At 57.2% G+C, this 10,814-nt stretch carries 10 protein-coding genes; 6 read left to right on the top strand and 4 right to left on the bottom strand.

Annotated elements, in window-relative coordinates:
- Nucleotides 1-32: 32 nt before the first annotated feature.
- Entirely contained in the window at nt 33-1,277 is a 1,245-nt protein-coding gene (locus tag CIK74_RS06325) for an MFS transporter (protein ID WP_096254925.1), read from the bottom strand.
- A gap of 168 nt (nt 1,278-1,445) precedes the next feature.
- Between CIK74_RS06325 and CIK74_RS06320 the strand changes: the two genes are divergently transcribed.
- A complete protein-coding gene (locus CIK74_RS06320; protein WP_096254924.1) occupies nt 1,446-2,390 on the top strand; it encodes an endonuclease/exonuclease/phosphatase family protein in 945 nt (314 codons plus the stop codon).
- 4 nt (nt 2,391-2,394) lie between these two features.
- On the opposite strand, the gene CIK74_RS06315 is transcribed toward CIK74_RS06320, so the two are convergent.
- Nucleotides 2,395-3,063 carry an alpha-ketoglutarate-dependent dioxygenase AlkB gene (locus tag CIK74_RS06315; protein WP_096254923.1) on the bottom strand — a complete coding sequence of 223 codons (669 nt, stop codon included), beginning with the start codon at nt 3,061-3,063 and terminating at the stop codon, nt 2,395-2,397.
- Nucleotides 3,064-3,118: 55 nt separating this feature from the next.
- Complete coding sequence (locus CIK74_RS06310) at nt 3,119-3,841, bottom strand: CbiX/SirB N-terminal domain-containing protein (protein WP_096254922.1); 723 nt, start codon at nt 3,839-3,841, stop codon at nt 3,119-3,121.
- Nucleotides 3,842-4,407: 566 nt separating this feature from the next.
- On the opposite strand from CIK74_RS06310, the gene cobA reads away from it, so the two are divergent.
- Together cobA and CIK74_RS06300 are read left to right on the top strand one after the other, a co-directional pair.
- Complete coding sequence (gene cobA, locus CIK74_RS06305; RefSeq protein ID WP_096254921.1) at nt 4,408-5,421, top strand: uroporphyrinogen-III C-methyltransferase; 1,014 nt, start codon at nt 4,408-4,410, stop codon at nt 5,419-5,421.
- The gene (locus CIK74_RS06300) at nt 5,418-6,527 is read left to right on the top strand and encodes a uroporphyrinogen-III synthase (RefSeq protein ID WP_096254920.1); all 1,110 of its coding nucleotides are present in this window, start codon (nt 5,418-5,420) and stop codon (nt 6,525-6,527) included. The genes cobA and CIK74_RS06300 overlap by 4 nt, the downstream gene beginning before the upstream one ends.
- Nucleotides 6,528-6,631: 104 nt before the next feature.
- On the opposite strand, the gene CIK74_RS06295 is transcribed toward CIK74_RS06300, so the two are convergent.
- Nucleotides 6,632-6,838, bottom strand: a complete 207-nt coding sequence (locus CIK74_RS06295) for a hypothetical protein (protein WP_096254919.1) — start codon at nt 6,836-6,838, stop codon at nt 6,632-6,634.
- A 173-nt stretch (nt 6,839-7,011) separates the two neighbouring features.
- Between CIK74_RS06295 and CIK74_RS06290 the strand changes: the two genes are divergently transcribed.
- The 3 genes from CIK74_RS06290 (at nt 7,012) to hutU (ending at nt 10,558) form a co-directional block, all read left to right on the top strand.
- The gene (locus CIK74_RS06290; RefSeq protein ID WP_096254918.1) at nt 7,012-7,926 is read left to right on the top strand and encodes a carbohydrate kinase; all 915 of its coding nucleotides are present in this window, start codon (nt 7,012-7,014) and stop codon (nt 7,924-7,926) included.
- Nucleotides 7,927-7,998: 72 nt separating this feature from the next.
- The gene (locus CIK74_RS06285; protein ID WP_096254917.1) at nt 7,999-8,787 is read left to right on the top strand and encodes an IclR family transcriptional regulator; all 789 of its coding nucleotides are present in this window, start codon (nt 7,999-8,001) and stop codon (nt 8,785-8,787) included.
- Between the two features lie 100 nt (nt 8,788-8,887).
- A complete protein-coding gene (gene hutU, locus CIK74_RS06280) occupies nt 8,888-10,558 on the top strand; it encodes a urocanate hydratase (protein WP_096254916.1) in 1,671 nt (556 codons plus the stop codon).
- Nucleotides 10,559-10,814: the final 256 nt, after the last annotated feature.

Raw genomic sequence — 10,814 nt, 5'->3', positions numbered from 1 at the left:
ATCCTCGCCCCTCGCATTACTTGCTGCAAAGACTATTTTTCTGCCGGTCCGCCGATTCGTTCCAGCACCGCGTCAGCACCGATAACTAGGCCGATTTTTTGTGCTCGACGCTGGGTAATCCACGCGATGAGCAATCCAAGTGCTGCCAGAATCGCGCCCACTATGGACGGTGCACGATAGCTGAAGCCTGCGGTAATCACTATGGCACCTAAGGCAGCGCCCAAGGCGTTGGCCACGTTCAATGCTGAGTGGTTCAGCGAAGCCGCCAACGACTGCGCGTGCGGGGCAGAGTCCATCAATAGCGTCTGCAAGCTCGGAATGAGCAATGATCCGACGGCTCCGAGGACAAACACCATGATTAAGGTCGGGATTACCCACGAGGCAACCGCGGCGAAAGTCAGCATACTGAAAACCATCAACACGCTGGCAAGCTTGATCGCGCCGAAGATGGACCAGTCGGCAAGCCGGCCTCCGATGAGTGAACCGACCACCATGCCTACACCGTAGAGTCCCAAGGCCAGCGGCACGAGGGCGATATCCAGCCCGGTTTCGTCGGTAAGTGTGGGCGAGATATATGAATAAACCGCGAAGAAACCGCCGAAGCCAACAATGCCTGTAGCCATGGCCAACCACACCTGCACGCTCTTGAGAGCTGAGAGTTCCCGGCGCATGCTGGCACCTTGGGTAGCTTTACGCATTGGCACAAAGAGGCTAATCAAGACAAAGGTCAGTACGCCCACCGCGGCGACCACGAGGAACATTGAGCGCCAACCGGTTGCCTGACCAAGCAGAGTCACCAAGGGAACACCGGCAACGTTCGCCACAGACAGGCCAAGCATGACCCAGGCAATGGCTCGGCCTCGCATACTTGCCGGGACAATGTTTCCAGCCAGCACACCGGCCAGACCGAAGTAAGCACCGTGAGGTAAGCCGGAGAGGAAACGAGTAAACAACATGGTGTTGTAGTCCGCAGCAAAGAACGAGGTAAGGTTTGCGACGGCGAAGAGCAGGATCAGAATTTGCACCGCTCGTTTTTTGGAGATTTTTGCAGCGAGGGCCGTCAGTAGCGGAGCGCCAACCACCACTCCGATGGCGTAGGTACTAATCACTAGGCCCATCTGTGAGTTGCTCACACCTAGATCGGTGGCACCTTCTTGCAGCAGACCCATCATGGCAAACTCGGTGACACCAATGCCAAAGCCACCCATGCCTAAGGCGATAATCGCGAAGAGCAGGGCTCTGCCTTCTAAATATCGTGGTGGCGTTAATTGATTCATGGTGCCTCTAACTTTGCTGCGAATGGATTTTTCACTTCGTACGACAACGTTGGCGCCAGTAACAATCGTAGTGACTTTCTCTCTAGCTTGCCCAACGCATAACTCGATATCAGTATTCCGCGGTCAATCCATGGCTCTGCCAGCAACGTGTGGCAATCTGGAATCCTCATGTCCAATGCAGCCCAACATCGTCTGACCGCCGGCCGGCTGGCTGGGAGGTTATTGATAGTTCTCTTGTCCCTAGCGCTCACGGTAGTGCTTGTAGCCCATCGAAGCTTTCCAGAGCGCGCTGGGCTTGGCCTGTTCCTCGACAATTTGACCCCGTGGCTCGGCTTTGGGATACCCGTGCTGCTACTTCTAGCCATGCTGGTGCGTGGCCGGATCACCTTCCTGATCTTGTTATTACCCGCCATCGCGTGGGCATGGATCTTTGGTGCAGCTTTCGTTCCCGCAAACCCGCCGGAGCCTGTGGATAAATTCACGGTGGCCACACAAAACGTGCATCAAGATGGAGCGGCTGCCTCCGCTGAAGGATTAGTGGCTGAGGGTGCAGATTTAATCAGCCTGCAAGAACTTGGTGAGGGACAAGCCGAACAGGTGGGACAGCTTCTAGCTGATTCTCACCCGCATCAGTTCTCGGTAGGAACCGTAGGCGTCTACAGCAAGTATCCAATCCTGGATCAGCAGCCTTTGGATCTTGGCTTGGGCTGGTCGCGAGCTGCGAAGTTGCGTATACAAACGGAAACTGAACAGGTGACCGTATATGCGGTTCATGCGGCGTCGGCACGCCCCTTGGACCATGAAGAGCGAGATACGATGCTCAGGAATTTGGGGCAAATCATGGCTCGCGACCGTAGCTCAAAAATCATTGCGCTCGGCGATTTTAATGCGACCAGCACCGACAGGCATTTCACTCCGATCTCTGACCAGCTCGAAGAAGTTCCACACGAGTCCTGGGGATTCGGCATGACCTGGCCAAATCGCCCGGTGCCCGTGCTAAAAATTGATCATGTAATGGTTCGTGGCCTTGATACGGGATCGGCTAGTACACTGTCGCTCGGCGATTCTGATCATCGAGCAGTGTTTGCCACCCTCGATTTGGCGTCGTCCTGACGACCTAGCTCATCCCCGTTTCGCGCAGGGTGATGTTGATTCGTCCGCCACCCAGTTTCCAGTGTGCAGGCCCGGTGCCCGGGTAAATCTTGGTCACCGCGTGAAAGACCCAGCGGGCGGGACCTTCAAAAACAAAAAGATCTCCTGAAGCCAACCTCACATCCTGATAGGGCTTGGTCCGAGTTTCATTGTTTCCTAGACGGAAATTTGCACTGTCCCCAATAGACAGTGAAACGATAGGCGCATTGACCTTCTCCTGCGCGTCCTGATGCATTCCCATGGTTGAACCGGGCGGATAATAATTGATGATCGCCACATCTGGGTTGTATGCCTGTGCGTTAGGCGGATCTGTGGTGGTCTCGGCCACTGCGCGCCGACCTAGTTCAACAAGCCAGTCTGGCATTGGCGGGACTGGCGCCCCGTTGAGGTCCTCGGCGGTACGGGTGTATTGATAGTTGCCCCAATGCCATCCAAGGCACACGGTTTTGACCTTCATAGGATGCCCGTTGACTAAGGTGGAATGCGGCGGCACTGGCCCTTGTCCCCAGCTAAGAAACTGCTCGGTGATCCAATCTTGTTGCTCGGCTGTGAGCCATCCGGGCACATGTACTGCGCCGGGCCTCAGGGTCTGCGGCTCGCGGCCGAAAGCACCGTCGTCAAAGAGGGACTGCATAGCTCCACTGTGCCGTGTTTTGGCTTCGGCAGGCAACTACTGGCGCAATCAGGGGTTACTCGCAGGCGGCGGTAAAGCGTTCTAGTACCAGATTCACTAGTTCCCTCGGCACCTGCTCATCTGCTGCCAGTAGCGGCCCGCTGACCAGCTCCGCGCCGCAACGCTCGATCAAGGATTGAAAATATCCGGGCGCCAGCAGGTAGCTGGCCACCACCACGCGGCGCTGCGGCGCAGCGTCCCGTGCCGTGGCAACGGCTTGTCCTAGTGCGGGTTCGGCCGCCGCAACGAAAGCTACACTCACCGGCACTCCTAAACGCTCGGCTAAAAGCGCCGCGGCTTGGTGGCAGTCCTGTGTACCTTGACCCAGGCGAGTCCCGGCCCCGGCGAGAATTACGGGTTCACCAGGTAACCAACCGGCCTGCACAAGTCGGTGCTCGATTACCTGAGCGAGCAACTTGTGCGGACCGAGAGCTGCGGCCACGCGAGTAGCCGGTCTAAGGACGGCCGCCTCGGTAAGGTCTTGGTCGACGTGTACCCCACGCGAGATTAGCAGCGGAACGAGAACCGATGACTGGTTTCCCTCCGGTAATCCGTGAAGCAGTGAGCCTACTCGGGGTTCTTGCACGTCAACAAACGCCTGATGTACTTGGACGTCGGCTACGCGGCGCACCTGCGCAACAAGGGCGCTGACGGCACGCTGGCCTGCCGGATCATTTGTGCCGTGTGAGACCGCGACCAAAGAACATTGCCGAGTTAATGTTGCACTTGCAGCGCTCATGCGGTTCTACCGGTATCGGCCATCTTTGGAGCCATGCTGCGTGTATGGCTTAGCGATAAGCCCCGACAGTCTATTTGTTCGTGGTTTTTGCATGGGTTCACAACTCGTCCCTTCGCTAGCTCCGGCCTGTGCGGTACGAGCCGATGTGCTCAGCCTACGAGGCATGTGTTTCAGTCAAAGGCTTCGATTGTTTCACCGGGGTAAAACGATTTTCACCCCTGCGGCAGTCCATCCAGTCCGCAAGAAAATTTCCAAAGTGGCCCGCCTTCACCCACGTCAACTTTATAAATGAATTATTCCAATGGAAACAATTGGGAAATTTCAGGGTAAACCCCGCCCTATAGTCTTTTTAACATCAAGCCACACCCACCCAAGTGGAGATGAATTCCCATGTCAAGCCATGCACCTGAAAAAATAGCGCATAAAACTAAGGTCCGCTTATCCACGCATCAATGGATAGAAGCAACACAGGGACAGATGATTTTACACGTCGGAACACCGTTATTCGCCCCGCTATCTAGCGCTGTAGGAAGCGCCGGATACGAGTTGGCAATCGAGCTACGACGATGAGCAATGAAAACTTTGACATCCAGGGGTGCACGATTCTGCTCGCCGGGGATCCTGTGGGCCTGGGCAAGGCCAACGCGCACTACTGCGCACGCGGAGCCCGCGTGCTTTGCGCTTCTAGCCCAGAGACCGGAATTTCGCAGCTGAACGCGTGCACCTTGCTCGTCATTTGCGACGCATCCCCCGAAAGATTCACCGCGTTACGGAAGGCTGCCCGGGAACGCGGACTACCGGTGATCACCCGTAGACCTGTCGCTGATACCGGCCAGATCACGCTGATCGGTGGCGGGCCCGGTGCACTAGACCTGCTGACCGTGCGCGCAGTGAATGCACTGGGCGACGCAGACCTAATCTTCGTTGATCGGCTGGGTCCCGCGGCCCGGGTGCAAGAGCTTGCTCCGCAAGCACTGCTCGTAGATGTAGGTAAACGCCCTGGCCACCACAAAGTTACCCAAGCCCAGATTGAACAGCAAATGCTTTCCGCGGCTCTCGCCGGATCAAATGTGGTCAGGCTCAAGGGTGGAGATCCTTTCGTTTTCGGCCGCGGCTTCGAAGAGCTCACAGCGGCGACCAAGGCAGGCGTCGCGGTGAGCGTCGTTCCGGGGCTCAGCTCCTGCATCACCGTTCCCGCTGCTGCCGGTATTCCCGTCACCGCGCGCGGGGTGAACACAGTGTTCTCCGTAATCTCGGCTCACGACCCGCTTCAAGAACAACAGTTTAAACACCTGACAGGGCTGGACGGCACCATTGTCATTCTGATGGGCATGGCCACCTTGGAGCACACTGCTTCCGGGTTCCAGCACCATGGCATGTCCCCAACGATGCCCTGCGCGATCATCGAGTCCGGCACCACCGGCGACCAACGTACCACCCATGCAACGCTTGGAACCTTGGCGCAGGTTTCGCGGGCCGAACGGTGCGCCAACCCGGCGGTGATCGTCATCGGCGAAGTAGCGGCGCTACCGCAACGCCTACTGGCCGAGGAACTTGCCGGATTGCGGGCCAACGCATGAGTCCGCAATTATCCCTGCCTCTGTCAGGATTTCGAATCGCAGTAACCAGCAACCGGCGATCCGAGGAGCTGGTCGAGGCGCTGGAACGCCGTGGAGCCGAAGTCACCCACGCACCCCTGCTGAAGCTTGCCCCGCTAGATGATGAGGCTGTGCTGGTGGAACAGACTAAGAAGTTGATCGAGTTACGCCCCGAAACCGTCATTATTTCCACGGCATACGGGCTGCGACGCTGGTTCGATTCTGCCGAGGCTGCCGGGCTCGGACATGAGCTTTGCCAATGTTTGAACTCGGCCAAGCTCTATGTGCGTGGGGCGAAGGCTCACGGTGCGGTCCGTGCTCTGGGCTTTCACGCCACCGCGGTAGCCAAGGACGGAACCACCGCCGGGTTGCTAGACCAACTGGCGAATGAAATTACCGGTCAGACCGTGGCAGTACAGCTACATGCAGACAGCGATCATGGGCTGCAGTTGGCGCTGCGTGAACTCGGCGCAGCACGAGTGCTCAAGGTGGAACCGTACCGGTGGCTCGATACCAGTTCAGAACAACACCTCTCCAACTTGGTCGAGGGTATTTGTGCCGCCCATTTTGACGCGATCACCTTCACTAGCGCACCGAGCGTGCACGCTTTACTCGCCGCCGCCCGCTCGCGCAATCGTACTGCGGCGCTGATTCGTTCGTTAAGTGAACGAGTCGTCGTTGCTACCGTTGGTCCGGTGACCGCTGCTCCCTTGGAAGCTGCCGGAGTGACCGGCACATTGGTTCCCGAGCGCCACCGTATGGGTGCGATGATCCTGCAGTTGGTCGGTCATCTCAGTGAATTAGGCACGTTGAGCACTTCGACGGTATTTGGCGACTGCGCCCTGCGTGGCCGCACGCTGAGCCTGAATGGTGAACGTTGCGAACTTTCCCCGGCACAGACCGAGATCCTGCGCCGGCTCATGGAAGCCAGCGGCTCGGTGGTAACCCGTGAAGAGCTTGTCTCGGTGTTGCCCTCCACATCTTCGAATCACGCGTTGGATATGACGCTGAGCCGCTTGCGGCGCACGCTACCGCACCCGGACCTGATCACTACCGTCATCAAACGTGGTTACCGGATAAACGTGTAACTAAGCGTTATAACAAGCAGTTGGCCCACTGACCGATAAGGGCATTTTTCGGTCAGCGGGCCGGCTGTCTTGTGTTTCGCTGCTTCCAGCGGATCAGCGCCATATTAGAAATGCATCGTAGCGCCGATGTCATTAGGACACCGCCGGCCACCGAGTACCGGAAGTTGATGCCAACCCAAACGTTGAGCCGCATTCGCGTTACTAGTTTTTGCAGTGCCTACTGCGATTGCCGCGTCGATTACAAGAATTGGCTTGGCGTAGCTCTTCAGGCGCCTGGCTTCGCCATCGATACGGTCTGTATCCCACCGCATTATTCTTATTTTCTGAGCCTCATTTTGTGATGGTTTGGGGCCATTGCGCCCCAATGCCCCTTTGGGTAACCGATTGTTCTCTCACCGGCAGTGCCATTGCGAGGTGCCCAGCCACACACCTTGGTTCGAGAGTCGATTGTGGCTATCTAAGTGATTATCCGTAGTATCGAGTCATGGCACAGATACAGGTGGTTGGCGAAGCTCTAGCCGATATCGTTGATGGCGTAGCACATCCAGGTGGTTCCCCGATGAATGTCGCGGTGGGGCTAGGCCGTTTGGGCCATGAGGTCACCTTGACTACCGACCTTGGCGATGATGAGCACGGAGCATTAATTTCAGCGCATCTAGCCGATTCCTCGGTAAAACTTGCGGCCGACACTTACTCTCAAGAGTCCACCAGTTACGCAACCGTCTCCGTAGACGGAGTGGGCGATGCGACCTACGAATTTAGCTTGGCCTGGGACCTGCCCCACGGCGTGGTTGCCTCCGAGGCGCAACTTTTGCACACCGGTTCCATCGCTGGATGGCTGGCGCCAGGTTGCGAAAAAGTCCTCGAAGCTTTTGAAGCGTCACCGGCAGATCAGTTGCGCAGTTACGACCCCAATGTGCGCCCCCAGCTCATCCGCAAGCGTTCCACTGCGGTGAAGCAAATCGAAAAGATGATGAGTCTGTCCCATGTCGTCAAGCTCAGCGATGATGACGCCCTGTGGCTATATCCAGGATGGGATTGCCAGCGGATCCTTGACCATATTTTGGAACGTGGCGCGAAACTCGCGGTCATGACCTTCGGCGCGCGCGGCGCCACGGCCCGCGCGAAAAACACCGAGGTGATGGTTCATTCACGTCCGGTAAAGATTGTCGACACTATCGGTGCCGGTGATGCTTTTATGTCTGGGTTGCTTCACGGGCTGCTTAATAGCTCCTTGGCTCAGGCGCTGACCACCAAGGGTGCCGCTCTAGATCAGAGTGAATTGGAGTTCGCGTTGACTCAGGCGACTCGTTGCTCCGAGCTCACCGTGCTCACTTCTGGTGCTAACCCACCGCGACTTGAAGCACTCAACGATTCCCTGCAGGCACAGATTTCATAGTCCCATCCGTCAGTTGACGCTCAGTGTTGCTAGAGTTCCCTAGCAGGTATGCGTTTCGACTAAGGGGTAATCATGGGCAGCAAGGTACCGGCAGCTGAAAACACGCTGCGCGTCTTGCGTTTACTGGCAAGCAGGAAATCGCCGACCCCCGCAGCAATGATCGCTAAACTGCTGGAGTTACCGCGCTCGAGTGTCTACCAGTTACTCAATGTCATGCTCGAACAGGGCTTTATCGCCCACTACCCCGAGGAGAAAGCCTACGGGCTGGGGGTTTCCTCATTTGAACTTTCCAGCGCCTACACGCGTCAGGAACCCTTAGCGCGCTTCGGCGCTCCTTTGATTGCGCAGCTGGTCGACAAGGTGGGCGAAAGCGCCCATCTTGCGGTCCTACACGGCGCGGATGTGCTTTACATTGTGGAGGAACGAGCCAAGGGACGGCCCTCATTGGTGACCGAAGTCGGGGTGCGTTTACCTTCGCATTTGACCGCCTCGGGGCGGGCCATTCTTGCTGCACTCCCAAAATCTCAGGTGCGTGCGTTGTATCCGGGGTCCGCAAGTTTCAGTAGCCGGGCTCAAGACAGCGGGATAAATTCTTATCAGCAGTTGCGCCGCGAATTAGACCAGACCGCCACACGTGGTTTCGCGGTAGAGCGTGAAGATGTGACCGCAGATTTCCATTCGCTCGCGGTTGAAATTTTAGATGCTAATGGTTGGCCGGTTGCAGCGGTTGCCGTCACCTTCCTTGGGGACCGAGTTCCGGAAGATCAATGGGATCCGCTACTAGAACAAATACGTAATACCGCCGCGCAGCTGACCTCGCGGATTCAAGGTCGGCGCAACAGCCCCGCACCCGCAGTCTGAAATTCCGGACAGCACCGTGAAAACCCCCGTGTGCTAGATGCACCCTATGGCCAATGATGGAAGCAGTTAGTTACTTCACCTACCGCTAAAGGAGTCCATCGTGAGCCATGAACCACGAGTCGTCCGCGCCCCCCGTGGCACAAAGCTCAACGCCAAATCTTGGGCTACCGAAGCACCGCTACGGATGCTGATGAACAACCTCGACCCAGAGGTTGCCGAACGCCCGGAAGATCTAGTCGTTTACGGTGGCACCGGCAAAGCAGCACGCTCTTGGGAGGCCTTTGACGCCATCGTTGAGACGCTGAAGGATCTGGAAGAAAACGAAACCTTACTCATCCAGTCCGGTAAGCCAGTGGGCGTATTCCGTACCAACAAGTGGGCACCGCGCGTATTGATCGCTAACTCAAACTTGGTTGGAGACTGGGCGAACTGGGAGCACTTCCGCAAACTCGAGGCCGAAGGCCTGATGATGTACGGACAGATGACTGCAGGCTCCTGGATTTACATTGGCACCCAAGGAATCTTGCAGGGCACCTATGAAACCTTTGCCGCCATCGGGCGCAAACGATACAACGGTACGTTGGCAAACACGCTCACCTTGACCGGTGGTTGTGGTGGCATGGGTGGCGCTCAACCGCTGGCGGTCACGCTGAATAACGGCGCCTGCCTGATCGTTGACGTCGATGAAACTCGGCTCCGTCGGCGCGTATCCAAGCGCTACCTCGACGAGGTAGAACTAGACCTAGACAAGGCGCTGGCCAAGGTCGGTGCAGCGAAGGCTGAGGGCCGCGGACATTCGGTTGGGTACGTCGGCAACGCCGCCGAGGTCTTCCCCGAGCTGTTGCGACGCCACAAGGCCGGCGAAGTGGCTTTCGATATCGTCACCGACCAGACCAGCGCACACGATCCGCTGAGCTACCTTCCAGTGGAATACACCTTGGAGCAATGGTCCGAAGCTGCGGCCAACGACGCCGCTGATTTCACCCACAAGGCACAGGCTGCGATGGCCAAACATGTTCAGGCAATGGTTGAATTTCAGGATCTCGGCGTTGAGGTATTTGATTACGGAAACTCGATCCGCGACGAAGCCCGAAAGGGCGGCTACGATCGGGCGTTTGAATTCCCAGGCTTCGTTCCTGCATACATTCGACCACTATTCTGTGAGGGACTTGGCCCATTCCGTTGGGTAGCGTTATCCGGTGATCCAGAAGATATCCGCGTTACCGATCAAGCATTGAAAGAACTGTTCCCAGAAAACGAACACCTGCACCGTTGGTTGGATGCCGCCGCGGAACGCGTGGAGTTTGAAGGACTACCAGCACGTATCTGCTGGTTGGGCTACGGCGAACGTGCCAAGGCAGGGTTGCTCTTCAATCAGTTAGTTGCCGAGGGCAAGGTCTCCGCACCAATCGTCATCGGCCGTGATCATCTGGATTCCGGTTCCGTTGCCTCTCCTTACCGTGAGACCGAGGCCATGGCTGACGGCTCCGATGCGGTAGCCGATTGGCCACTACTGAACGCACTCACGGCAACGAGCTCGGGCGCTTCTTGGGTTTCCATCCACCATGGTGGCGGTGTGGGCATGGGCCGCTCCATCCATGCAGGTCAGGTCTCCTTGGCTGATGGTAGCGAAATGGCTGCGGCCAAACTTGAAGCCCTGCTGACTAATGATCCAGGTATGGGCGTCATCCGCCACGTTGATGCCGGTTATGACCGCGCAATCGAGGTCGCTGCGGAACGTGGTGTGCGCATTCCGATGCAAGGTAAATAGCTAGAACCCGTCAACAGACGCGGGCCGTGGAAGTTCAGCAGAAGCACTGCAGACTTTTGTGGCCCGCGTTTTGTGCGCGTTAGAAAGCTCCCGCCCAGTCAAGATCGCGTATCCGAGACAGCTACCGTCGAGCGGTTCGGGAATTTTGGCCGGCCTATCTAGGTCCACCAGCTTGCTGGCAGCCCAGGCGAACGCGCGGGTTGAGGCTTCGATGATGGAGCTTTGAAGCATGAGTCCAGTTCTTTTTCGCTATGTA

The sequence above is a fragment of the Glutamicibacter sp. BW77 genome (assembly GCF_002332285.1).
Lineage (GTDB): Bacteria > Actinomycetota > Actinomycetes > Actinomycetales > Micrococcaceae > Glutamicibacter > Glutamicibacter bergerei.
The sequence above is the reverse complement of the archived record's forward strand: the minus strand, read 5'-3'. Positions and strand labels throughout refer to the sequence as shown.